This is a genomic window from Kaistia sp. SLG-1, from assembly GCF_059699055.1.
The window spans coordinates 3,193,546-3,217,754 of sequence record NZ_AP048544.1 but is presented as its reverse complement, the minus strand read 5'-3'; the positions used below and the strand labels follow the sequence as shown (position 1 = coordinate 3,217,754).

Here is a 24,209-nt window from a genome sequence, read left to right as displayed (position 1 = left end):
CGACATGAAGCATCTCACCCTCCTGATCTCCTCCGCCGGCCGGCGCGTCGGCCTGATCGATTGCTTCCGCCAATCGGCGGCCTCGATGGGCGTCTCGCTGGAGGTTCTGGCCTGCGATCTGGAGCCGGGCCTGAGCGCTGCCTGCAACGCGGCCGACCGCGCCTTCGCCGTGCCCGCCTATGGCGATCCGGCCTTCGTCGACGTCTTGATCGACATCGTGCGCGAGCATGGCGTCGATCTGGTGGTGCCGACGATCGATCCCGAACTGGCGCCGCTCGCGGCGGCGATCGACCGGTTCGCGGCGCTCGGCGCGCGCGTCCATGTCAGCCCCTCCTGCGTCATCGAGGTGGCGCGCGACAAGCTCCGCACGGCCGAGGTTCTGGAGCAGGCCGGCGTGCCGGTGCCATGGACCCGCCCGTTCGGAAACGGCCACCTCATGGACGGGCCCTTAGGCTGGCCGGCCTTCCTGAAGCCGTCGGCCGGCAGCGCAAGCCGCGGCATCCGGATCGTCGAGGGGCCGGCGGAACTGCCGGAGGCCGTCGACGAACCCATGGTGCTGCAACAGTTCCTGGTCGGACCGGAATTCACGGTCAACATGTTCGTCGATCAGGGCGGCGTCCTGCGCAGCGCGGTCGCGCATCGGCGATTGCGGGTGCGCGCGGGCGAGGTCGAGAAGGGCCGGACCGAGCGCGATCCTATCTTCCGCGAGCTCGCCGAGGGCGTGGCGCGGGCCCTGCCCGAAGCGCGGGGCGTGCTCTGCTTCCAGGTCATTCTCGACGCGGCGACGGGGCCGCGCGTGTTCGAAATCAACGCCCGCTTCGGCGGCGGCTATCCGCTCGCCCACCACGCGGGCGCCGAATATGCGCGCTGGCTGCTCGAGGAGGTCGCCGCGCTGCCCTCGACCGCGCATGACGACTGGCGCGCCGGGGTGCTGATGCTGCGATACGACGCCGCGATCTTCGAGGGCTGAAGGGAAACGGCGATGCCGACACCGGTGCTGATCGTCTTCGATCTCGACGACACGCTCTATCTGGAGCGGGATTTTGCCCGCAGCGGTTTTGCGGCGGCCGGCGAGTGGCTTTTTCGGCAGGTCGGCGTGCCGGGACTTGGCGAGGTCTGCGTCGATCTCTTCGAGGCTGAGGTGAGGGGGCGCGTGTTCGACGAGGCCCTCGTTCGGTTGGGCCTCGGCCCCGATCCGGCCCTGCTGGAGCAACTGGTGGAGATCTACCGGTCGCATGATCCGAAAATCGACCTCGCGCCCGACGCTGCCCGCTATCTCGCAGCGCGCGACGGCTGCGTTCCCATGGCCCTGATCACCGACGGCCCGGCGGCGACGCAGCAGGCCAAGGTGAGGGCGCTCGGCCTTGAAGCCGTGCTCGGCTGGATCGTCTGCACCGATACGCTGGGGCCGGGGCGGGGCAAGCCGCATCCGCTCGGCTTCGAGAGGGTCGAGGCCTGGGCGCCACCGGGCCTGCCGCTCGCCTATGTCGCTGACAATCCGCTGAAGGACTTCGTCACGCCCCGCGCGCGCGGCTGGTGGACCGTGCAGATCGAGCGTCCGGAGCGGGTCCATCGGGTCGAGGCGCCGGATCCTGCGCATGAAGCGCATGGCCGCATCGCCAGCCTCGACGAACTGGACGCCTGCCTGGAAGGCCTGCTGGGGGCTGCCGGCGGGGCCGTAAGGACTTTCCCGACTGATACCTCCGGCCGAATAGCTGTTTCGTAGCTCGCTGTCTTGAAAGGCTTCCGCGCCTTCAGCTCGAGGAACACTCCGTGACATCGGCGGTCATTGTTCGAAAGCTTGGACGTCGCACCCGGCAATTCCTGGAAGTGAAGGGAGCGCTGCGCACGCGCCTGTTCAACATCGGCCATCTGCTGACCGGGAACCTGTTCGGCTCGCTGATCGGCATGCTGGCCTTCGTCGTCACCGCGCGCGCCCTCGGCCCCACCGACTACGGTATCCTCGCGCTGACCTACAGCTATACGCGGGCGGTCGAGCGGCTGGTCTCGTTCCAGTCCTGGCAGCCGCTGATCAAGTATGGCGCGGAGCTGCAGGGCCCCGAGCATCGCGACGACTATCGGTCGCTGCTCAAATTCGGCCTTCTCGTCGACATGTCGGCGGCGACCATGGCCTATCTGGTGTCAATCGGGCTGGCGCTGCTGTTCGGGCCGTTGCTGGGCATCGGCGACGCGGCGCTGAAGCAGGTCCTGATCTATTCGACGGTGCTGCTCTTCCAGATCAACGGCCTTCCGACCGCCGTGATCCGGCTGGCGGGGCGCTTCCGGCTCGTCGCCTACGGAACGCTGGTCGGCGGTCTCGTCCGGCTGGCTCTCTGCACAATCGGCCTCGCGATGGGCGCGGACCTGCTCTTCTTCGTCATCGTCTGGACGGTCACGCAGATCGTCGGCGCCCTTTCGCTGCTGTTCCTGGCCTTTGTCGAACTGCGCCGGCAGGGCGTCGGCGATCTCTTGCGGGCGCCGCTGCGCGGTGTGACCACGCGCTTCAAGGGGCTCGTGTCCTTCACGGTCGGCAGCAATGTCGAACTGACGGTGCGCTCGAGCGCCAACGAGCTGGATACGCTGATCGTCGGCATGCTCGCCGATCCGACCGCCGCCGGTCTCTACCATGTCGCCAAGCGCATGGGGCGGCTGGTGCTGCAGCTCGGCGTTCAGGTGCAGGCTGTGCTCTATCCCGACGTGGCGCGGCTCTGGGCCAGGCGCGCGCTCGGCGAGTTCCGCAGCACGGTCCTGCAGATGGAAATCCTGCTGATCGTCTTCGGCCTGATACTGGTGGCGCTGACTTTCCTCGGCATCCGGCCGCTTCTCTATTGGACGGCGGGACCGCAATTCGCCGCCGCGGCGCCGCTGGCGATGGTGCAGATGGTCGCCGTCGCCATGCTGCTGAGCGGCGGCGCGGTGCGTACCGCGCTGCTCTCGATGGGACGGCAGCCGGCAGTGCTGAAGATCGTCTTCGTGGCTGCGATCGCCTTCCAGATCACGGCCTTTTCCGTGATCCCGCTGATCGGCGCCATGGGGGCGAACATCGCCCATGTCGTCATGGCGACCGTCATGCTGACAGGGCTGATCGCCGTCTACCGATCGGCTCTTGCGAGGGAGGCGCTGCATCCGACGATCGCGGCGGTCGACGACAGCTCCGGCGCGCCGAACGGGACCGTGACGGCCAGGCCCGCGTGAGGACACTCGCTCGGCGCGGCGGCCGGCTGGCTGGGATGATTTTCCTGACCTGCCAAGCGCCTGTCGTCGTGGCTCAATCCGGCCTCGGGCCGAAGCCGGTACCGAGATGCAACCCGCATGGCCGAATTCCCATGCGAGCGACGGCCTTCAGGCGTCATGGAAGGGTTGGATGCGCGCGGATCCCATCGTCGTCTGCTTTCCGTTCATCGGCGACGAGGTCGGCGGTAGCCACATCTCCGCGATCCGGCTAATCGAGGCGCTGAATCCGAGCCTGGTTCGGCCGATCGTCGTGCTGCATGTCGCGGACGGTCCGGTAGCCGCCTATCTGAAGCAGCGCGGCATTCCCTTCGTCGAAGCCCCGTTGCGCGCGCGGCCGGGAGCCAGCGGGCGAGGGCTGCGGGCTCTCGGTCCCGCGCTGGGTGCGCTCGGCGTCCTGACGCGCTTCCTGCGGCAGCATGGCGTCGCCATCGTCCATACCAATGACGGGCGATGCCACGCCATCTGGGCCTTGCCGGCGCGGCTCGCCGGCGCTCGCCAGCTCTGGCATCATCGCGGTGATCCCGATGCGCGCGGCGCGAACTGGCTGGCGCCGCTCCTGGCCGGCCACATCGTGACCGTCTCGCATTTCTCGCGGCCGGAGCGTCCGGTGCGCGGCGTCGGCCACAAGCTCTCGGTCGTGCACAGCCCCTTCGACCCGCCGGCGGATGCCGGAGACCGGGCCGGCGCGCGGGCCAGGCTCATCGCCGAGCTCGGCTGCCCCGCCGACACGGCCTTCCTCGGCTATTTCGGGCTCCTGATCGACCGCAAGCGGCCGCTCGGCTTCGTCGATGCCGTCGCGGCCTTCGTCGACCGCCATCCGGAAATTCCCGTCATGGGGCTGCTCTTCGGCGTGCCCGGCCGGGAAGCGCCTCGCCTCGGCGAGGCGGTATTGGGACGCGCGAGCGCGCTGGGCATCGAAGGACGCATCCGCCTGATGGGCTATCGGCAGCCGGTCGAGCCGTGGATGCAGGCGATGGACATATTGTTGGTGCCCGCCGTGCGCGAGCCGTTCGGCCGGACGCTGATCGAGGCGATGTTCCTGGGAACGCCGGTCGTCGCGACGCGGGACGGCGGCAATCCGGAAGCGATCGAGCACGACGTCAACGGCATCCTCGTCCCGCTGGAGCAGCCGGAGGCCTTCGTCGAGCCGATCTTCCGCCTGCTCACCGATCCCGACCATCGGCGCCGGATCGTCGAGACGGCCCGCGCCCGGGCGCACGCGACCTACAATGTCGAGACGCATGTTGCCCGGCTGACGGCGATCTATCAGGCGCTGTGCCGGCGGGCCCCCGAGACGTCGCCAGGTGCTGTCCGGAGAACGATCCCATGAAATTGCAGGACATCGATTTCCTCATCATCGGGGCCACCAAGAGCGCCACCACCTGGCTGCAGCGATCGCTGCAGGCCGACCCCACCGTCTTCATGCCGGATCCGGAGCTGCACTATTTCAGCCGTGAGTTCAGTCGCGGGGAGGCGTGGTATCTCGACCAGTTCCGCGGCGCGGCGGCGCCCAATCGGATCGGCGAAAAGTCCAACTCCTATCTTGAGGAAAGGACCGCCGCCGAACGCATCGCGCAATTGCTGCCCTGGGCGAGGCTGGTTGCCCAGCTGCGCTCCCCGGTCGAGCGCGCCTATTCGGATTATTGCATGATGTACCGGCGCGGCGAGGTCGGCCGCGACGTGGCGCGCTATCTCGATCCGCGCCGGCCGCAGGATACCCGCCTCCTGAGCGCCGGGTTCTATGGCCGTCAGCTCGCGGTCTACTACGACCTGTTTCCGGCCGAGCAGCTTCTCGTCACCTTCTACGAGACGATCCGGACGCAGCCGGAAGAACAACTCGCGACCGTCCGGGCCTTCCTCGGCCTTCCCGTCGACGCGACGGCGCAATTCGTCCAGCGCAAGGTGAAGGACAAGACGACGCCGATGCTGAGCCCGGCGCTTCGCCGTCTTCTGGGTCCGGTGAAGCCGATGGTGGCGCCGTTCCGCAAGTCGCCGCTGTTCCGTCGCATGCACTCCGCCTTGGCCGCGGAGATCGTCTACAGCCCGTTGCCCGACGATTTGCGCGAGCGCCTCGTCGATTACTATGCGCCCGACGTCGACGCGCTCGGCCGCCTGATCGGCCGCGACCTGTCGGACTGGCTGCGCGGCGGCACGGGGTCTCTGGCTGGATCGCAGCGAAACGCCTCGGTCGAACCACGCCAAAGTGACTTCGTAAAAACCGAATCCACGGCAGGGTTTACCTGACGCTGTCTTATGTTTCCTCGCCTATACAAGCCGTGACGCATATCTGAAGATGGCTTGTCGATTCCGAATAGTATTCGGCGCGGCGTGGCTGGGCGCGATTATATATCGCCTTCAACATTGAGCAAGTATCTGGCTGATCTTCGCCTTCAAAGTGATTTGGCGGCGCTGGTGTTGTTTGCGTCATTTTCTAAGTGACTGCACGAGTATTGCTTGAGGGGTTCATCATGGTGGAGGACAAGCGGGCCGTTAGAGACCTGCCTCCAAACCTAATCGGCGCAGCCAATGGCGCAGCCAATCTCGATGGCGAAGTCGGTGCATTGGCCCGACCGGATCGGATCCGCGACGTCGTCGCGGGACGCTTCAACCGCCTGAAGGAAAACCTCGCCTATCGGCGTGTCCGCTCGCGGGCCGCCACCATCGTCAAATCCGTCCTCCGTAACAAGCGCCTCTATGTCATCGATCTCGCCCTCGCGGGGCTCGCCCTCGTCCTGGCGGTGGTGCTTCGGCTTGGGCCCTCCGAGGTCATCGCCACGCCGGAGCAGGTGAAGGCGCTCGCCTTCATGACCATCGCCTTCGGCGTGATCTGCATCGTCACCTTTCCCGTCGCCGGCCTCTACAAGCGCAATTGGAAATATGCCTCCATCCTCGACTATCTGATCCTCGTCCGCGCGACGTTTATCGCCTCGCTGATCCTGATGGCCTGCCTGTTCTTCTATTCGCGCCTTGCCTTCGTGCCGCGCTCGACGATCGCCATCGAGGTCATGACGCTGGTGTCGTTTCTGGCCGCGACGCGGCTCTGCTTCCGCCAGCAGGACCTGAAGAGCCTGCTGCCGTCGTTCCGCAGCGGCGCCGTCCTCGCCTCCGATGCCCAGGTTCCCGTCCTGCTGGTCGGCGCCGGCGACGAGGCGGATCTCTATCTCCGCGCCCTGCAGCGCGATCGCACCTCCTCCTATCTCCCCGTCGGTTTCCTCGACAGCGCGTCGGCCGAGGACGGCACGATGCTGCGCGGGGTGCCTGTTCTCGGCACGATGGAGGATTTCGAGGCGGTGCTGGCCGACCTCGAAACCCGTGGCCAGCGCCCCCGGCATTTGATCTTCACGGCGCCGCTCTCCTCGCTCGATGCGGCCGCCGCCGAAAAGCTGATCGAGCGGGCGGATCGCCGGGGCCTGGCGGTATCGCGCCTCAATCCGGTGACGGAGCTGCGCAATCCGCGCCTCACGAACGAATTCGAGCTCAGGCCGATCGAGCTGACGGACCTGCTGGAGCGGCCGCAGATCGCGCTGGATACGGAAGCCATGCGCCGCTTCATCTACGGACGAAGCGTGCTGGTGACCGGGGCGGGCGGATCGATCGGCAGCGAGCTGACGCGACAGGTCGCGGCGCTCGGCCCTTCGCGGCTCTTCGTCGTCGACAGCTGCGAGTTCAATCTCTACTCGATCGATCTGGAACTGGCCGAACGCTTCCCGAACCTGCCGCGCGCGGCCCATCTCTGCGACGTCCGCGATCCGGCCCGCGTGAACGAGCTGTTCGGACGTCACCGTCCCGAGCTGGTGTTCCATGCGGCGGCGCTGAAGCATGTTCCCATGGTGGAACTCAATCCCTGCGAGGGCGCGCTCACCAATGTCTGCGGGACGATGAATGTGGCGCAGGCGGCCAAGCGCTGGGGCGCGCTCGGCATGGTGCAGGTCTCCACCGACAAGGTCGTGAACTCGACCAGCGTCATGGGCGCGACCAAGCGGCTGGCGGAGCTGTTCTGCCAGGCACTCGATCTCGAGGGCATGCGGGAAGAGGGCTCGCCGCGCTTCATGACCGTGCGCTTCGGCAATGTGCTGGGCTCGAGCGGATCGCTGATCCCGCTCTTCAAGAACCAGCTGGCGCGCGGCGGCCCGCTCACGGTCACGCATCCGGAAATGAAGCGCTTCTTCATGACGATACGCGAGGCGGTTGAACTGACCTTGCAGGCTTCCGCCTACGGGCTGGAGAAGAAGCTCGGGCAGGGCGAAATCTTCGTGCTCGACATGGGGGAGCCGATCAAGATCGTCGACATCGCCCGCCGCATGATCCGTCTCGCCGGCTACACGCCCGACCAGGACGTCAAGATCCAGATCGTCGGATGCCGGCCGGGCGAGAAGCTGTTCGAGGAGCTTTTCGACGAAGCCGAGCGGCGGGTGACGCCACCCGTGCCCGGCGTTCTCGGCGCCGTGCCGACGCCGGTGCCGCTGCCCGTGCTCCGCCATGCCTTCGGGAGATTGCGCCATTGCGCCGAGCACGGCGATTGCGAGGGCCTGTTCGGGATCATTCGCGGCATCCTGCCGAACTTCCACGCCGAGAAGGATCCGCCCGGCGCGGCGGCCGAGTTGGCGCCGGTGCCTGCGGGGAGCGTCGCCCCGCATCCCGATCTCGTCGAGATCCCGCCGGAAATCGCGGCGCTGGCCGACGCCCTTGGCGCCGCGCGAGCCGTGGTTCGATGATCGCATCCTGCGTGTGAGGATGAAGACGTCGCGGTCGCTTGCGACCCGGGGGCGACGGATGGTCGGGTCCGGAAAGGCTGCTATACTGGGGGACTGATCCTTTGACCTGCATCCTTCGCGGTTAGGCCATGTTTCGGGATCGTTTCCCCGTCGCGGCAGCGACAGAACCCAGTCGAGACGATCCGGCCGAAGCTCCGGATGCATCGCGATCCGTCATCTACGTCATCAACACGCTGTCCCGGGGCGGGGCGGAGCATGGTCTCGCGACCCTCCTGGAAAACGGATTCCTGCGCGACTGCAACCTGATCGTCTTCGTCTTCAGCCGCGGCGATGGCGTGTTGCGCCAGCGGATCGTCGATCTCGTCGGCGAGGCGAGGTTGGTCGAAGTCACGCCCGGAGCCCGGCTCACCCTGGCGGGGATGCTGCGCGGCGTGGTCGAGCTCACCCGGTTGATCCGCCGGGTCCGGCCGAAGGTTGTCATCCTGTCGCTGAAGCAGGCCAATATCGTCGGCCGGTCGGTGCTGATGTTCAACCGCCGGGTCCGCTGCGTCGCCTTCGAGCATATCGCCCGGCTGGAACGCCAGCCATCCGTCCATCTCTATCGCTTCGTCCTGCGGGCGCTGTCGTTTCGGGTCGACGAGGTCTGGGCCGATTGCCCGACGACACTCTGCCGGACGCGCAGCCACTATCCCTGGCCTCGCCCGCGTCGCGAGAAGGTCGTGCCCCTCTTCATCGCCTCCTCTACGCCGGTGAAGCGCGACTATCGGATCGATGGAGTCGTCCAGTTGGTGATGGCCGGGCGGTTGATCCGGCGCAAGCGCTTCGATGTCGCCATCGACGCGCTGGCCGAGCTCAAGGCACGCGGCATCGACGCGCGCTGCACCATCTTCGGCACCGGCCCGGCCGGGGCGGCGATCCTCGCCAGGGCCGAGGCGGCCAATGTCGCCGAGCGGCTCTGCCTCGCCGGCTTCGTCGATCGATGGTGGCGCGATGCGCTCCAGCACGACATCTTCCTGCAGACCAGCGAGGAGGAGGGGTTCTGCCTCGTCGCGGCCGAGGCGATGATGGTCGGCCTGCCGATGATCACCACCGTGGTCGGTGGGCTGAACGACTATTCCACCGACGACGTCAACGCCGTGCATGTTCCCATCGGTCGGCCCGAGGCGCTTTCGGAAGCCGTCCGGCAGCTCGCAGGCGACGAGGCGCGCCGGCGCCGGCTCGGGCAGACGGCCGCCGCCGATATCGCCGCCGGCTATTCGGTGCAGTCGGCGCAGCGGGTCTATCGCGAGATAGGCGCCGGCCTGTTCGCCCCGGCGCCGCTCCGGATCTGACCGGCGGTTCCCTCGCTCAACCCTTCGAAAGCGCGACGACCGGATCGAGCTGCGAGGCGTTGCGCGCCGGCAGATAGCCGAACACGACCCCGATCAGGCTGGAGCAGAAGAAGGCGACGACGATCGAGGTGGTGGAATAGATCAGGCTGAAGTTGGAACTGAGCGCGCCGAAGAGCACGCCGAAGCCGAGCGCCGTGCCGATGCCGACCAGTCCGCCGATCAGGCAGACGAGGACGGCCTCGATCAGGAATTGCTGCAGGATGTCGCCCTGCCGGGCGCCGACGGCCATGCGCACGCCGATCTCCGAGACGCGTTCGGATACCGAGACCAGCATGATGTTCATGACGCCGATGCCGCCGACGATCAGCGAGATGACGGCGATCGAGGCGATCAGCAAAGTGAGCGTCTGGGTGGTGGCGGTAATCGTCTGGCGGATGTCGTCGGTGTTGAGGATGAAGAAGTCCTTGGTGCCGTGGCGCTGGGTCAGGAAGGTGGTGACCGCCTTCTCGGCGAGGTCCATCGCGACATCGTCGCTGACCCGCACCGTGATGCTGCGCAGCGACGTACTGCCGAGGAAGCGGGCCTGCACGGTGGTGTAGGGCAGGAACAGCGACAGGTTCTGGCTGGAACCGAAGCCGCCCTGCTGTGGCTTGGCGACGCCGACGATCCGGGCCGGCACCTGGCCGATCAGGATGACCTGCCCGACGGGGCTGCCGTCAAATTCCGAAAACAGCGCCTTGCGCGTGTTCTCGTCGATGACGACGTCCTGCGCCATCGAGCGGACGCTGCCGGCGTCGAAGAACTGTCCGGCGGCGAGCGTCGTGCCCTTGGCGGCGAAATACTGCTCGCTGACGCCGTTGACGAGCGCGCTTGCCTCTGTCGACCCGAAGCGGACGCTGCTCGAGGTCGACACCGTCGGCGTCACGGCGGCGACATAAGGCTGCTTGGAGAGCTCGGTCGCATCCGCGACGACCAGCGTCGTGATCTTGCCCGATCGCATGTCGCCGAAATCCTTGCCGGCGAAGATCTCCAGCGTGTTGGTGCCGAGGCCGGAGATGTTTTCGAGCACCTTCTGCCGGGAACCCTCGCCGAGCGCGACGACGCTGACTACCGAGGCGATGCCGATGATGATGCCGAGCATCGTCAGGAAAGTGCGCAGCTTGTGCGCGCGCATCGATAGCAGCGCCATGCGCAGCGCTTCGCCGGCGCGGTCGAGGATGGCGCCGAAGCCGCGACGCTTGCGGTCGGCCGGCTGGCTGGTTTCGCGGCGCGCCGGCGCGTCGTCTTTGGCCTTGCGCGTATCGGAGACGATGACGCCGTCGCTGATCTCGATGATCCGCTCGGCGCGCGCCGCCACCGCCATGTCGTGCGTGACGATGATGACGGTCTTGCCCTCGGCATGCAGCTCTTCGAGGATGCGGAGCACTTCCTCGCCGCTATGCTTGTCGAGCGCGCCGGTCGGCTCGTCGGCGAGGATGACGTTGGCGCCGTTCATCAGGGCGCGCGCGATCGAGACGCGCTGCTGCTGGCCGCCCGAGAGCTGGCCCGGCCGATGGTCTGTGCGGTCGGCCATGCCGAGGCGGCCCAGCAGCGCGGCGGCTCTTACCTGGCGGTCGTGCGGCGTCTGGCCGGCATAGACGGCCGGGATCTCGACATTGCCGAGCGCGGTCAGCTCCGCCAGCAGGTGATAGCGCTGGAAGATGAAGCCGAAATGCTCGCGGCGGAGCGCCGCCAGCTCGTCCGGCTGCAGCGAGGACGTCTCGCGGCCGGAGATGCGGTAGCTGCCGGAGGACGGCCGGTCGAGGCAGCCGAGGATGTTCATCAGCGTCGACTTGCCGGAACCCGAGGCGCCGACGATCGCCACCATCTCGCCGGCCCGGATCGAGAGATCGACATCCTTCAGGACCGCGATCGTCTCCTCGCCGGAGGGGAACTCGCGGCGGAGCGCGGTCAGGTGGATCAGGGGCTCAGCGGCCGGAGGGGCATGCATCGGCTCAGAATCCCATCGGCCCGCCGCGGAAGCGGCGCGCGCCGCCCGCCGACGCGTCCGATCCTTCGCCGGTGACGACCCGGTCGCCCTTGTTCAGGCCAGAGCGGACCTCAGCGATGACCTTGTCGTTCAGCCCGATCTCGACCTTGCGGGGGACGACCTTGTCGCCCTCGAGCACCCGCACCGTATAGGTGCCGTCGGCATTGCGGGGCCCGAGCGCGACCGCGGGGACGACCACGACGTCCTCGGCCCGGCCGAGCACGATATGCACCTGCGCCGTCATGTAGGTGCGTAGCCGGCCGTCATCGTTCGGGACGTGGAAGATGCCGTTGTAGTAGATCGCGGCGGAGCTCGAGGCGGAGCTGCCCGCCGTCGAGGAGGTGCTGAAGCTGCTGTCGCTGCGGATCGATTCCGGCGCCGGCTCGATCGCGTCGAGCGTCGTCTCATAGCGGCGTTCCGGATCGCTCAGGATGGTGAAATAGATCGGCTGGCCGGCCTTCACCTTGACGATGTCGGCTTCCGAGATCTCTGCCTTGACCGTCATGACCTCGAGCTGGCCCATGATGACGATGGTCGGGGCGGATTGCGCCGCGTTCACCGTCTGGCCTTCCTGGGTGACGATGGCGAGCACGGTGCCGTCGATCGGCGCGGTGATCTGCGTGTAGCCGAGATTGGCCTCGGCGGTCGAAACCGCGACCTCGGCCTCGATGATCCTGGCGTCGAGCGCCTCGATCTGGGCGCGCGTCGTCTTGACGTTGGCGTCGGCCGTCTCGAAATCCGCCCGCGATACCGCGTTCTTTTCCAGCATGGATTTCTGCCGGGCGAGCGTCTGCTCGGCCAGGAGCAGCGAGGCCTGCTTCTCGACGAGCTGGGCGCGGATGTTGGCGAGGGAAGCCTGCGCGGTGCGCAGCGCATTTTCCTGCGTGACGGAATCGATCTCCGCGATCAGGGCGCCCTTCGCCACTTGCTGGCCGAGCTCGACCTTGAGCGCCGTCACCCGGCCGGAAACCTGGGCGCCGACCGCGACGAGCTTCGACGGCTTCAGCGTGCCGGTCGCCAGCACGCTTTCCTCGACCGTGCCGGTCGAGACGAGCGCCGTCATCATCGGCGGGGTCTGCGCGCGGCTGAAATTGGCGCGATAGGCGTAGCCGGCCCCGGCCAGCACGAGAACCGCGATGACGAGAAGGAGGAGGCGGGACCGGCGGCGGGGTTTCTTGTTCATGCGGGCCGTTTTCTGAAGCTCTGGAGGGCAACGCGTTCGGCGCGCGCGACGCGCTGCCAGGCGGCGTTGGAAGGAAGGGCGGCGGCGGGGCGACTACCGCCGGGCAAGGTGCGGGCCCGTGCCGGTATCGACGATCTCGGGTTTCGAGCTGTCGACCGCGCCGCTCCAACCACCGCCGAGCGCCTTGTTGAGCGCGATGTAGTCGGTGGCGATGGCGACGCGGCTCTCGATCAGCGAATCCGAGGCGGAATAGAGCGAGCGCTCCGCCGTCAGCACGTCGAGGAAGCTCGACGATCCCGACTGGAACAGCGCCTGGGCGACCTGGTTCGCCTCGCGGTAGGATGCGGCGGCCGAGGCCAGCTTGCCGGACCGGATGCGATCCTGGGCAAGCGCGACGATGGCGTTCTCGACGTCTTCGAGCGCCGCCAGCACGCTGGCGCGATAGGCGATGAAGCTCTGGTCGCGCTGCGCCTCGGCGATGTCGACGGCCGCCTTGAGCTGGCCGCCATTGAAGATCGGGACGGAAAGCGTCGGGCCGAACGACCAGCTGATCGTCGAGCTCTTGCCGAGATCGCCGAGCTTGACGCCGTTGGTGGCAATGTTGCCGGTGAGGCTCGCGCTCGGATAGCGCGCCGCCTCGGCCTGGCCGATCCGCGCGGTGGCGCGCGCATATTGCGCCTCGGCGAGGCGCACGTCGGGCCGCGTCGTCAGAATATCGGCCGGAATTCCGGTCGGGATCGGAAGGCGCGGCGCGGGAACGGGTTTCGCGGTCTTCATCCGCTCGGCGAGCGCCGAGGGCGGCCGTCCGGTCAGCACGGAGAGGCGGTGCACCGTCTGGGCATAGGCTGTTTCCAGCGAGGGGATGCCGGCTTCCGTGCTGCTCGCCTGGCCGGCGGCCGTCGCGGCGTCGGCGGCGGTGGCGGCGCCCGCCTCGAACTTGTTGCGGGTGATCGCCGCCGTCTGGCGCTGCGACGCGGCGGTGCGCTTCGCCAGCGCGATGCGCGCCTGGTAGCCGCGCGCCGAAACATAGTTGGAGGCGACGTCGCCGATCAGCGTCAGGAGCGTCGCGCGCAGATCTTCCTCGGCCGCGTCCATGCCATAGCGCGCCGCCTCGACGCCGCGCTTGTTGCCGCCGAAGAGATCGAGCTCCCAGCTGGAGTCGAGCCCGGCGCGGAACTGGCTGGAGACGTCGCCGAGGCTCTTGCTCCGCGTCGCCGAGCCGCTGCCATTGACGTCGGGGAAGAGCGCTCCGACGCTCTGGCGGTAGCTGGCGCGCGCCTCGCGCACCTTCGCCTTGGCGTTGGCGACGTCGAGATTGCCGGCGACCGCCTCGTCGATCAGCCCGTCGAGCATGGGATCGCCGAGGCGCTTCCACCACTCCGCGAGCTCCGGCGGCTTCGCGGCCTTCGCCGAGGTGGCGCTTCCCCATTTCGCCGGCAGGCTCAGGGACGGCTTCTCATAGTCCGGGCCGACGACCACGCATCCGCCGAGCGCGGCGCCAAGCGCGACCAGCAGCGCCAGGCGGGGCAGTTTTGCGCGCGCGCCGGCGATCCCGCCCTGTAAAGGTCCGGAGCGCGGCGCGACGGCGATCCCGGCGACCGGAAGCCTTTGAGCGAGCAAGTGTGAATCCATATTAATTATAATGAAGGCTAGCTATATTCGGCGGGCGGACGACAGGTCAACGCCGGCCGGGCAGGGCGCATGGCCGCACACGGATTGCGACCGCTCTTTTGTGCAAGCAGGCTGACTTCCGGTCGATGGCTTCGCGGAGATCACTATGATCCGGGAAGGGAATCGATGGCGCTCCGGACGGGTCGCCAGGCAGGCAAGGAGTGAGACGGCGTGACGGTGACGATCTACGGCATCAAGAACTGCGACACGATGAAGAAGGCCCGGACGTGGCTGGACGAGAAGGGCATCGCCTACGCCTTTCACGACTACAAGGCCGAGGGCATCGACCGGGCGCATCTCGATCGCTGGGTCGGCGAGCTGGGCTGGGAAACCGTGCTGAACCGCGCCGGTACGACGTTCCGCAAGCTCGACGACGCCGACAAGCAGGACCTCGACGCGGCGAAGGCGATTGCGCTGATGCAGGCGCAGCCCTCGATGATCAAGCGTCCGATCCTCGATCTCGGCGACGGCCGCCTGCTGGCCGGCTTCAAGCCGGAGGTCTATGCGGCGGCGTTCCAGTAGCACGCCGTCACGACCGCATGCTGATATAAGGATATCTTTATATCGCGCTTGACGGGCCTCGGGCTGGAGCCTAGGACTGGGGCGTCGTGGTTCTCCGGCCCGCTCTGGCGGCGTCGGAGCTAAGAGGGAATCCGGTGCGTCGCGCTCTGCGTGGCAATGCCGGAGCTGCCCCCGCAACTGTGAGCGGCGAGCCCGGGTCCAATTCTGCCACTGAAGCCGCAAGGCTTCGGGAAGGCCGGACCAGGGCGGAGACCCGCGAGCCAGGAGACCTGCCTCGACCTCATAACGTCCCTGGGCGGGGTGTCCCGGTGGTGCGCCTGCGCCCGCCGGCCCGTCGCCGAGGGGAACTCACGCATGCGTCCGCTCGGCCTTTGCCCCCAAACATTTGGGGTTAAGCCGATGTCTTCTCTCACGCTTCCTGTCAGCACGCTCGGTACGCCGCGGATCGGTCCGCGCCGCGAGCTCAAGACCGCGCTCGAAAGCTACTGGTCCGGCCAGTCGAGCGCCGACGACCTGCTCGCCAGCGCCGCCGGCCTGCGCGCGGCCAATTGGGCGCGCCAGCACGCGCTCGGGATCACGAGCATCCCGTCGAACGATTTCTCGCTCTACGACCATGTCCTCGACACCAGCGTCATGGTCGGCGCCATCCCGGAGATCTACGGCTGGAAGGGCGGCGAGGTGCCGCTCGACACCTATTTCGCCATGGCGCGCGGCAGTGAGGGCCATGCGCCGGATCCCGCCTGCGCCGGCCACCATCATCACGACGCGTCGGGCGTTCCGGCGCTCGAAATGACGAAATGGTTCGACACCAACTATCACTACATGGTGCCAGAGTTCACGAGCGGGCAGCGCTTCACGCTCGCCTCGACCAAGCCGCTCGACGAATTCCTCGAGGCGAAGGCGCTCGGCTACCACACCCGCCCCGTCCTGCTCGGGCCGGTCAGCTATCTGAAGCTCGGCAAAAGCCAGGATCCGACCCTCGATCCGCTGACGGTGCTGCCGGCGCTTCTCCCCGTCTATGTCGAGATCCTGCGCCGCCTGGCCGCCCATGGCGCCGACTGGGTGCAGATCGACGAGCCCTGTCTGGTGCTCGACCTCGATGACGCGACCCGTCAGGCGCTCCGCGTCGCCTATGGCATGTTCGCCTATGCGCAGCCCCGGCTGAAGCTGATGCTGGCGACCTATTTCGGCGCGCTCGGCGACAATCTCGACACCGCCGTCGAACTGCCGGTCGCGGGTCTGCATGTCGATCTCGTCCGCGCGCCGGAGCAGCTGGACGCCGTTCTGGCGAAGGCGCCGAGCGGCCTCGTCCTTTCGCTCGGCGTCATCAACGGCCGCAACATCTGGCGCGCCAATCTCGCGGATCTGCTCGATCGGCTCGAGCCGGTGGTCGCGCGGCGCGGCCTGGATCATGTCCAGATCGCGGCGTCCTGCTCGCTGCTGCACGTACCGATCGACCTGGAGCAGGAAACCGATCTCGATCCCGAGCTGAAGAGCTGGCTCGCCTTCGCCGTCCAGAAGATGGACGAGCTGGCGACGCTCGGCCGGGCGCTGGCCGGCGGACGGGCGAGCGTGGCGCAGGCGATCGGCGCCTCGGCGCTGGCGGCCACGACCCGCGCCACCTCGCCCAAGGTGCACGACGCGGCGGTCGCCGCGCGGACGGCGGCCGTGACCGCCGAACTGGCGCAGCGGGAAAGCGGCTTCGCCAAGCGTCACGCGCTGCAGCAGTCGGTGCTCGACCTGCCGGTTTTCCCAACGACGACGATCGGATCGTTCCCGCAGACGCCGGAGGTCCGCAAGGCGAGGGCGGCGCATGCCAAGGGAGCGCTGGCCCCGGCAGACTATGAGGCCTTCCTGCGCCGGGAGACCGAGGCGGCCATCCGCTGGCAGGAAGAGATTGGGCTCGACGTGCTGGTGCATGGCGAGTTCGAGCGCAACGACATGGTGCAGTATTTCGGCGAGCAGCTCTCAGGCTTCGCCTTCACCAAGTCCGGCTGGGTGCAGAGCTACGGCTCGCGCTATGTCCGGCCGCCGATCCTGTTCGGCGACGTGTCGCGGCCGGAGCCGATGACGGTCGAGTGGTGGCGCTATGCCCAGTCCTGCACGGAGAAGCCGATGAAGGGCATGCTCACCGGCCCGGTGACCATCCTGAACTGGTCCTTCGTGCGTGACGACGTTCCGCGCAGCGTCGCCTGCCGCCAGATCGCGCTCGCCATCCGGGACGAGGTGCAGGATCTCGAAAAGGCCGGCGCGCGGATGATCCAGATCGATGAGGCGGCTCTGCGCGAGGGCCTGCCGCTGCGGCGCGGCGAATGGGGGCACTATCTCGACTGGGCGGTTGAGAGCTTCCGGATCTGCGCCTCCGGCGTCGGCGACGCGACGCAGATCCACACCCATATGTGCTACTCGGAGTTCAACGACATCATCGACGCCATCGCGGCGATGGATGCCGACGTGATCTCGATCGAGACGTCGCGCTCGAAGATGGAGCTGCTCGAAGCCTTCGTCAGCGATCGCTATCCGAACGATATCGGCCCGGGCGTCTACGACATCCATTCGCCGCGCGTGCCGGCGGTGGTGGAGATGACGGAGCTGCTCGACAAGGCGGCCGAGCGCCTGGCGGTCTCGCAGATCTGGGTCAATCCCGACTGCGGCCTCAAGACCCGCAAGTGGGATGAAGTGCGCCCGGCGCTCGTCAACATGGTCGCGGCGGCGAGGGAGCTGCGCTCGCGCTTCGTCGAGGCGGCCGAGTAGCGCCGGCTCAAGCTGGCCGCGCCGGAGAATTATTCCGGTGCGGCCATTTCGGAAAGTTTATTCAGATCAACGCCTTGCGGGCTCAGGCTCGCAAGGCTCTGAGCGCGTTCAGGATCACGGCGACGTCGATCGCTTCCTGCAGCAGCGCCCCCTGCAGCGGCGGCAGATAGCCGAACGCCGCCACGATCATCGCGATCAGCGAGAGGCCGAGGCCGGCGACCACGCTTTGCAGCGCGATGCGTGCCGAGCGATGCGCCACGCCGATCGCGTCGGCGAGGCGATCGATCCGGTCGACCAGCAGCACGACGTCGGCGGTTTCCGACGAAGCGGCGGCGCCGCGCGCGCCCATGGCGACGCCGACATCGGCCGCGGCGAGCGCCGGCGCGTCGTTGACGCCGTCGCCGACCATCATCACCGGGCCGGCCGCGCGGGCGGCGGTGACGACGTCGACCTTGCCCTGCGGCGTCAGATCGGCCTTGAGCTCATCGATCGCCAACCGGCGAGCCACCGGCTCCGCCACGGCGGCGCGGTCGCCGGTGGCGAGAACGATGCGCGCGATGCCGGCCGCGCGCAGGCGCTCTATGACGGTGGCCGCGTCGGCGCGCAGCGGATCGGCCATGACGAGCGTGCCGGCGAGCGTGCCGTCGACGACGACGTCGATCGTCGCCGCGCTGCCGGGAAAGCCCGGCTTCCAGATCCCGGCGCTCGGCTTCAGGTGGCTGCGCGCGAAGGCCGATCCGCCGACGGCGACGACATGGTTGTCAATCGTGCCGACGAGGCCGGCGCCGGCCGTTTCCTGGACGTCGGTCGGTGCCGTCAGCTTCAGCGATCGCGCCTGCGCCGCCTGGATCAGGGCATCCGCCATGACATGCGTCGAAGCCTGGTCGAGCGAGGCGGCGAGCCGGAGGATCTCGTCCGGCTGCCAGCCCGGCGCGGTCCAGATGTCGGAGAGTTCGGCATGGCCGCGCGTCAGCGTGCCGGTCTTGTCGAGCACGGCGATGCGGGCGCGGCCGAGGGCTTCGAGCGCGCCGCCGCCCTTCACCAGCACGCCGAGCTTCGCCGCGCGCGAAATGCCGGAAATGATCGCGACCGGGACGGCGAGGATCAGCGGGCAGGGCGTCGCCACGACCAGCACGGCGAGGGCGCGGATCGGGTCGCCGGTCCAGATCCAGGCACCGCCGGCGAGAGCGAGCGTCAGCGCGAGGAACCACAGCGCATAGCGATCGGCCATGCGGACCGCCGGGGCGCGGGTCCTCTCGGCCTCTTCGACGAGGCGGACGATCGCCGCATAGGCGCTTTCGGCCGCCGGACGAAGTGCGATAAGATCGAAGGGTGCGCCGATCGCCGTCGTGCCGCTCAGGGCCTCGTCGTCGCGCTGGAGCGTGACGGGGAGGGATTCGCCGGTCAGCGCCGAGGTGTCGATGACGGCGCTTTCGCTGGCGACGGTGCCGTCGACCGGAAGCACCTCGCCCTGTCGGATCAGCAGCCGATCGCCGGGCGTCACGTCCTCGATCGGCACTTCCTCAAGGCCGTCGGCGGTGTGCAGCATCACCGTGCGCGCGACCCGGCCGAGCAGGGCCATCATCTCGCGGCGGGCGCGGCGCTCGGCATAGTTCTCCAGATATTGTCCGCCGGCATACATCAGCGCGACGACATTGCCGGCGAGCGGCTCGCCGAAGACGAGCGCGGCCAGCATCGAAAGCGCCGCGATGATGTCGAGGCCGGCGTCGCCTCGCCGCAGCGAAGTGGCGATCTGGACCAGCAGGCTCAGCAGCACCGGGAACGTGGCAAGGCCCCAGACGAAGGACGCCGACCCGCGGCCACCAATGAGATAGAGCAGGATGCCGGCGGTCAATCCGCCGAGAGCCACGGCGAGCAGCGCAATGTTGCTGGACCAGATCGGGCTGCGCTGCATGTCTCGGTCGTTTCCCATCCGGAGCGGAATGCTCGGTTGCCGCCGACGCTGCCGCGCCGGGGCCGACTCTGGCGTGCAGGTCGATCGCCGGCACACCAGCTCATTTCTTCCGCGTTGTCGATGGGCGGCGGGGCGACTGCGCCGCTTTATGGAGCGTGCTTCGCCGCCTCCAGCACGTCTTTCAGGATGACGGCCTGATTGTGCGTCTCGTCCTTTGCGCCGAAGAGCAGGGTGACCGTATGGCCGGCGCATCTTTCGCGCAGCGCCGCGACGGCGTCCGGCATCTGCGCGAGCTCGGCGCGGTAGCGCGTCTCGAACTCGTCCCAGTTCGCCACTTCATGGTGAAACCATTTTCGCAATGCGTCGGACGGCGCGAGATCCCGAGCCCAGAGATCGAGCGCGGCATCCTTCTTCTTGATGCCGCGCGGCCACAGGCGGTCGACGAGCACGCGCAGCCCGTCCGTGGGCGAGGGGGGATCGTAGATGCGCTTCAGACGGATCATCGGGCGATCATCGGGCTTCGCCAGCGCTTCGTCCAGCGTCCTCCAGCCATGTGCCTTGGCGCGATCTCTTCGCGCGACCCGGCATCCGCGTTGCTAGCCTTTCGCCGCGCCCTGCGTCCCGAGCGAACTCCGCTCGCCGGGCGCCGCCGCCTGCTGCGCCCGCTGGCCGAACCAGATGCTGGCGAGCACGATGGCCATGCCGAGCATCTGCGCCGGGCTCAGCGTCTGGCCGAGCCACCACCAGCCGAGAACGACCGCCGTCAGCGGGCTCAGGAAGCCGAGCGGCGATACGGTGGCCGGGCCGAGCCGCGCGATACCACGGAACCAGAGGATATAGGTCAAAGCCGCGCCGATCAGGCCGAGATAGGCGAGGCCCGCCAGATTGGCGCCGGTGAGCGGCGGCAGGGCCGGCTCGAACCAGAGCGCCACGGGCAGGAGGAGCAGGCCGCCGGCCGTCAACTGCCAGGCGGTAAAGGCGAGGGGCGAGACGGGCGGCTGCCATTTGCGGGTCAGCACGGTTCCGAACGCCATCGAGAGCGCGCCGGCGAGGCCGGCCGCGATGCCGATCGGATCGAGCGCGGCGTGCGGCGTCAGGATCAACAGCGCGACGCCGCCAATGCCGACGATGGCGGCGACGATCGCGGCGAGGCGCAGCGTCGTTCCAAGCAGGAGGCGGGCGAGCAGGATGACGATGAGCGGCTGGATCGCGCCGACCGTCGCGGCGACGCCGCCGGGCAGACGGTAGGCCGAGACGAACAGCATCGCCCAGAAGATCGAGAAGTTGAGGGCGCCGAGAACCAGCACGCGCGACCACCAGATCCCGCGCGGCAGCTTGCGGACGACGAGCAGGAGCAGCAATCCGGCCGGCAGCGCCCGCAGCACGGCGACGGTGAGCGGATAGCCGGGCGGCAGCAGCTCGGTCGTCACCAGATAGGTGCTGCCCCAGATCGCCGGCGCGATCGCGGTCAGGAGGAGGTCGAGATTGCGGTGCATTTGGGGGGCCTTTATCGATATCTTGATGTCAAGATAATCCAAAGCATCTTGACGTCAAGATATCTCTTGTGGCCCAGTCGCGGCATGGATCATGTCGATGAAATTCTGCAGCAATGGCAGCGCGAACGGCCGGACCTCGATGTCGGCCCGATGGGGTTGATCGGCCGGCTCGGCCGGGTCGCGCATTATCTGACGCGCGAGATGGACAAGACCTTCGCCGAGTTCGGCCTGACCGGCGCGAGCTTCGACGTGCTGGCGACGTTGCGCCGGGCGGGGCCGCCCTACAGCCTGACGCCGGGCGACCTGCTCTCGACGATGATGATCACTTCGGGGACGCTGACCAACCGGATCGACCAGCTCGAAAAGGCCGGCCTCGTCGCCCGCGCGCCAAGCGCCGGGGACCGCCGGGTTGTTATCATCTCGTTAACCGAAACGGGCTTCGCGACGATCGAGGCGACGGTGACGGCGCATGTCGCGACGCAGAAGCGCCTGGTCTCGGTGCTCTCCGACGAGGAGCGGGCGCGGCTCGACGGCGAGCTCCGAAAATTCCTCGCCGGCATCGCCGCAGGCGGCTGAAGCGACGGCTCAGCCTCCGGCCGCGTGCCGCGCCTCGTGGTCGAGCAGCCAGCGCTTGCGGTCGGTGCCGCCGCTATAGCCGGTGAGCGCCCCGTCGGCCCCGACCAGCCGGTGGCAGGGGATGACGACGCAGAACGGATTGGCGCCATTGGCATGGCCGACGGCGCGCGGCGCCTGCGGTCTTCCCAGCCGCTCCGCCAGCCGGCCATAGGCGAGCGGCGCTCCCGGCGGAATGGCGCGGAGCGCCTGCCAGACCTGCTGCTGGAACGGCGTGCCGTCCGTCTTCACGGCGATCCGCTCGATGGCGCGGATCGCGCCGGCGAAATAGTCCCGCAGCGCATCGCTGATCGCGACCGGCACGGCGCCGGCGGCGAGCACGAAGCCGCCCTCGCCAAGACGCCGCCCCAGCAGCCGATCGAGCCGATCCTCGCACCCGACAAAATCCGCCGCGCGCAAGAATCCGTCCGTGTCGGCGGCGAGCAGCATGTCGCCGATCGGCGTCGGGATCGTCTCAAGCGTCAGCAGGATCGGCATCGATCAGCTCGCGTCGTGGAAGATGAGGCCGAGCGTATGCCGGCGGCCGGAGCGGACGCGGCTGACGCCATGGCGCAGGTTGACGCGGTAGCTGCCGCGCGTCCCCCGGACCGGCCGGTTGTGCACGGCGAAGACGACGGCGTCGCCCTGGCGGAGCGGCACCACCTCGGCCCGGCTCTGCATGCGCGGCCGCTGCTCGGTCAGCACGAACTCGCCGCCGGTGAAATCCGCGCCCGGCTCCGACAGCAAAATCGCCACCTGCAGCGGGAAGGCGAGGTCGCCATAGAGGTCCTGGTGCAGGCAGTTGAAATCACCGGGCCCATAGCGCAGCAGCAGCGGCGTCGGCCGCGTCTGCCCGGCCGCGTGGCAAAGCGCCAGATAGTCGGCGTGCTCGGCTGGATAGCGGGCTTCCTCGCCCATCCGCGCGTTCCAGTCGTTCGCGACCGTCGCCAGTTTCGGATAGAGCGCGGTGCGCAGATCCCGGACGAGATCCGGCAGCGGATAGCGGAAATAGCGGTATTCGCCCCGGCCGAAGCCATGCCGCGCCATGTGGATATGGCTGCGGAAATGCGCCTCCTCGTCATAGAGCGCGGCGATCGTCCGGCATTCCTCGGCAGTCAGCAGACCCTCCAGCACGGCATTGCCATAGAAGTCGAGATCGGCGGCGAGGCGCTGCCAGTCGTAGCGGCCGACGCGGGTCCCGGCCGCGTCGGCGATTTCGGCGGGACGGGGCGCGGCGTTCATGCCTGCGCCTCCTTCTCGAGCAGCGCCCGCTTGCGCTCGACGCCCCAGCGATAGCCGGAAAGCGCGCCGTCGTTCCGCACCACCCGATGGCAGGGGATCGCCACCGCGATCGCGTTCGCGGCGCAGGCGCCCGCCACCGCGCGCATGGCGGTCGGCGCGCCGATCCGCTCGGCGATGTCGCGATAGCTCACCGTCTCGCCGGCCGGGATCGCGCGGAGCGCCTGCCAGACCCGCTGCTGGAACGCCGTGCCGCGCACGTCGAGCGGCAGGTCGAGGCCGAGTTGCGGCGCCTCGACGAAGCCGACCACCCGCGCCACCAGGGCCTCGAATTCCGCGTCGCCGCCGATCAGATTGGCGTTCGGAAACCGGTCCTGCAGCTCGCGCGCCAGCTCTTCCGGATCGTCGCCGAGCGAGATCGCGCAGATGCCCTTGTCGCTCCGGGCGACGAGGATGGCGCCGAGCGAGCATTGCCCGATCGCGAACTTGATGTCGGTATCCGTGCCCCCGGCGCGATAGGCCGTCGGCGTCATGCCGAGAACGGCGTTCGAGGTCGCATAGAAGCGGCCGCTCGAATTGAAGCCGGAATCATAGATCGCCTCGGTGACGCTGCCGGCGCGCCGCGAAAGCTCCGCCTTTGCCCGCGAAACCCGGTGCGCCGCCGCATAGGCCTTCGGCGTCAGCCCGGTCACCGCCTTGAAGACGCGGTGGAAATGATAGGGGCTCATGCCGACCGAGGCGGCGAGCGCTTTCAGCGACGGTAGTTCCTCGGCCGCCTCGATCGTCCGGCAGGCCTTTTCGACCGTCGCCGCATGCTGCTCGGCGGGCGAGGCGGCGTTCGGCGTGCAGCGCCGGCAGGCGCGGAAGCCTGCCGCCTCCGCGTCCTCGTTTGTCGCGAAGAAGGCGACGTTCTCCGGCTTCGCCGGCCGCGCCGCGCAGGAGGGCCGGCAATAGACGCCGGTCGTCCGAACCGCATAGACGAACTTGCCGTCCAGGGCGCGGTCGCGCGCAACGACCGCCCGCCAGCGCGGATCGCGCTCGACGGCGTCAGCGGCCGCGACGCGTGGGCTCGCGGGGTGCTTGGTCTCGATCCCGGCCTCGGGAGCATTCCGTGCCGGAGCGTTCTGGTGCAGGGCGTGGGCCATGGGCTTCATCCTTCGCATGGATCATGCCCTCTAGGTAGGCCCCGCTGGTTCGAGCCGCACTCCGGGAATTGCTTTTGAATTGACACTGGGTGCGACGCCACCCGAAACGCGCTGACCGAGGGCGCGATCCTCGCAAAAGAAGCCATCGGCAATGCGATCGACGACCTGCTCGCCAGTAGCAACAAGGATCTCACCGGCGAGGATGCCAAGGCGCGCAAAATCGCCATCCCCGTCGCCTCCGGCGCCCGCTACGGCCTGATCATCGCCGAAGCGCTTGGCGACGAGCACGGCTTATGCGCCGCCGCCAACCTGAATGCGGAGCCGGAGGGCGTGCCGGTGTTTATGGAGTAGGTCTTCCACAGG

General features: G+C 68.3%; 20 protein-coding genes and 1 riboswitch. Of the genes, 10 read left to right on the top strand and 10 right to left on the bottom strand.

The genetic code is table 11. The features are described from left to right. Positions 1 to 4 precede the first annotated feature (4 nt). The 7 genes from AC6HZP_RS14595 to AC6HZP_RS14565 all read left to right on the top strand — a co-directional run bounded on the left by AC6HZP_RS14595 (position 5) and on the right by AC6HZP_RS14565 (position 9,280). On the top strand, positions 5 to 970 hold the full coding sequence (locus tag AC6HZP_RS14595) for an ATP-grasp domain-containing protein (RefSeq protein WP_497523446.1): 966 nt from the start codon (positions 5 to 7) through the stop codon (positions 968 to 970). Between the two features lie 12 nt (positions 971 to 982). Then, complete coding sequence (locus AC6HZP_RS14590) at positions 983 to 1,726, top strand: HAD family hydrolase (RefSeq protein ID WP_497523445.1); 744 nt, start codon at positions 983 to 985, stop codon at positions 1,724 to 1,726. Between the two features lie 116 nt (positions 1,727 to 1,842). After that, complete coding sequence (locus AC6HZP_RS14585; RefSeq protein WP_497526807.1) at positions 1,843 to 3,195, top strand: lipopolysaccharide biosynthesis protein; 1,353 nt, start codon at positions 1,843 to 1,845, stop codon at positions 3,193 to 3,195. 169 nt (positions 3,196 to 3,364) lie between these two features. Further along, a complete protein-coding gene (locus AC6HZP_RS14580) occupies positions 3,365 to 4,564 on the top strand; it encodes a glycosyltransferase family 4 protein (protein ID WP_497523444.1) in 1,200 nt (399 codons plus the stop codon). Then, positions 4,561 to 5,478, top strand: a complete 918-nt coding sequence (locus AC6HZP_RS14575) for a sulfotransferase family protein (RefSeq protein WP_497523443.1) — start codon at positions 4,561 to 4,563, stop codon at positions 5,476 to 5,478. Before AC6HZP_RS14580 ends, AC6HZP_RS14575 begins: the two co-directional genes overlap by 4 nt. A gap of 224 nt (positions 5,479 to 5,702) precedes the next feature. Next, positions 5,703 to 7,949: a polysaccharide biosynthesis protein gene (locus AC6HZP_RS14570; RefSeq protein WP_497523442.1), complete on the top strand. Its 2,247-nt coding sequence runs from the start codon at positions 5,703 to 5,705 to the stop codon at positions 7,947 to 7,949. A 128-nt stretch (positions 7,950 to 8,077) separates the two neighbouring features. Then, positions 8,078 to 9,280, top strand: coding sequence for a glycosyltransferase family 4 protein (locus AC6HZP_RS14565; protein ID WP_497523441.1), 1,203 nt, complete (start codon positions 8,078 to 8,080; stop codon positions 9,278 to 9,280). Positions 9,281 to 9,296: 16 nt separating this feature from the next. Here AC6HZP_RS14565 and AC6HZP_RS14560 read toward each other — a convergent pair whose 3' ends face one another. The 3 genes from AC6HZP_RS14560 to AC6HZP_RS14550 all read right to left on the bottom strand — a co-directional run bounded on the left by AC6HZP_RS14560 (position 9,297) and on the right by AC6HZP_RS14550 (position 14,043). Beyond that, complete coding sequence (locus tag AC6HZP_RS14560; protein ID WP_497523440.1) at positions 9,297 to 11,270, bottom strand: MacB family efflux pump subunit; 1,974 nt, start codon at positions 11,268 to 11,270, stop codon at positions 9,297 to 9,299. Between the two features lie 4 nt (positions 11,271 to 11,274). Beyond that, positions 11,275 to 12,492, bottom strand: coding sequence for an efflux RND transporter periplasmic adaptor subunit (locus AC6HZP_RS14555; protein ID WP_497523439.1), 1,218 nt, complete (start codon positions 12,490 to 12,492; stop codon positions 11,275 to 11,277). 93 nt (positions 12,493 to 12,585) lie between these two features. Beyond that, a complete protein-coding gene (locus AC6HZP_RS14550; protein WP_497526806.1) occupies positions 12,586 to 14,043 on the bottom strand; it encodes an efflux transporter outer membrane subunit in 1,458 nt (485 codons plus the stop codon). 291 nt (positions 14,044 to 14,334) lie between these two features. Between AC6HZP_RS14550 and AC6HZP_RS14545 the strand changes: the two genes are divergently transcribed. Further along, positions 14,335 to 14,685 (top strand): ArsC family reductase, encoded by a 351-nt coding sequence (locus AC6HZP_RS14545; RefSeq protein ID WP_497523438.1) that lies wholly within the window; start codon positions 14,335 to 14,337, stop codon positions 14,683 to 14,685. A 70-nt stretch (positions 14,686 to 14,755) separates the two neighbouring features. After that, a riboswitch (cobalamin riboswitch) is annotated at positions 14,756 to 14,976 on the top strand. Positions 14,977 to 15,084: 108 nt separating this feature from the next. Continuing rightward, the gene (gene metE / locus AC6HZP_RS14540; protein WP_497523437.1) at positions 15,085 to 17,439 is read left to right on the top strand and encodes a 5-methyltetrahydropteroyltriglutamate--homocysteine S-methyltransferase; all 2,355 of its coding nucleotides are present in this window, start codon (positions 15,085 to 15,087) and stop codon (positions 17,437 to 17,439) included. A gap of 82 nt (positions 17,440 to 17,521) precedes the next feature. On the opposite strand, the gene AC6HZP_RS14535 is transcribed toward metE, so the two are convergent. The 3 genes from AC6HZP_RS14535 to AC6HZP_RS14525 all read right to left on the bottom strand — a co-directional run bounded on the left by AC6HZP_RS14535 (position 17,522) and on the right by AC6HZP_RS14525 (position 20,850). After that, the gene (locus tag AC6HZP_RS14535; protein ID WP_497523436.1) at positions 17,522 to 19,354 is read right to left on the bottom strand and encodes a heavy metal translocating P-type ATPase; all 1,833 of its coding nucleotides are present in this window, start codon (positions 19,352 to 19,354) and stop codon (positions 17,522 to 17,524) included. Positions 19,355 to 19,500: 146 nt separating this feature from the next. Further along, on the bottom strand, positions 19,501 to 19,857 hold the full coding sequence (locus AC6HZP_RS14530) for a DUF488 domain-containing protein (RefSeq protein ID WP_497523435.1): 357 nt from the start codon (positions 19,855 to 19,857) through the stop codon (positions 19,501 to 19,503). Positions 19,858 to 19,950: 93 nt separating this feature from the next. Continuing rightward, positions 19,951 to 20,850, bottom strand: a complete 900-nt coding sequence (locus tag AC6HZP_RS14525) for an EamA family transporter (RefSeq protein ID WP_497523434.1) — start codon at positions 20,848 to 20,850, stop codon at positions 19,951 to 19,953. A gap of 84 nt (positions 20,851 to 20,934) precedes the next feature. Here AC6HZP_RS14525 and AC6HZP_RS14520 point away from each other — a divergent pair, with 84 nt between their 5' ends. Beyond that, positions 20,935 to 21,426: a MarR family winged helix-turn-helix transcriptional regulator gene (locus AC6HZP_RS14520; protein ID WP_497523433.1), complete on the top strand. Its 492-nt coding sequence runs from the start codon at positions 20,935 to 20,937 to the stop codon at positions 21,424 to 21,426. A 9-nt stretch (positions 21,427 to 21,435) separates the two neighbouring features. Here the strand turns inward: AC6HZP_RS14520 and AC6HZP_RS14515 are convergent, their stop codons facing one another. The 4 genes from AC6HZP_RS14515 to AC6HZP_RS14500 are packed head-to-tail and all read right to left on the bottom strand — an operon-like array spanning position 21,436 to position 24,134. Next, positions 21,436 to 21,960 carry a methylated-DNA--[protein]-cysteine S-methyltransferase gene (locus tag AC6HZP_RS14515; protein ID WP_497523432.1) on the bottom strand — a complete coding sequence of 175 codons (525 nt, stop codon included), beginning with the start codon at positions 21,958 to 21,960 and terminating at the stop codon, positions 21,436 to 21,438. Positions 21,961 to 21,963: 3 nt separating this feature from the next. Beyond that, complete coding sequence (locus AC6HZP_RS14510; RefSeq protein WP_497523431.1) at positions 21,964 to 22,704, bottom strand: 2OG-Fe(II) oxygenase; 741 nt, start codon at positions 22,702 to 22,704, stop codon at positions 21,964 to 21,966. Further along, positions 22,701 to 23,846, bottom strand: a complete 1,146-nt coding sequence (gene ada, locus AC6HZP_RS14505) for a bifunctional DNA-binding transcriptional regulator/O6-methylguanine-DNA methyltransferase Ada (RefSeq protein WP_497523430.1) — start codon at positions 23,844 to 23,846, stop codon at positions 22,701 to 22,703. Before ada ends, AC6HZP_RS14510 begins: the two co-directional genes overlap by 4 nt. Before the next feature lie 30 nt (positions 23,847 to 23,876). Then, on the bottom strand, positions 23,877 to 24,134 hold the full coding sequence (locus AC6HZP_RS14500; protein ID WP_497523429.1) for a hypothetical protein: 258 nt from the start codon (positions 24,132 to 24,134) through the stop codon (positions 23,877 to 23,879). Between the last annotated feature and the right edge of the window lie 75 nt (positions 24,135 to 24,209).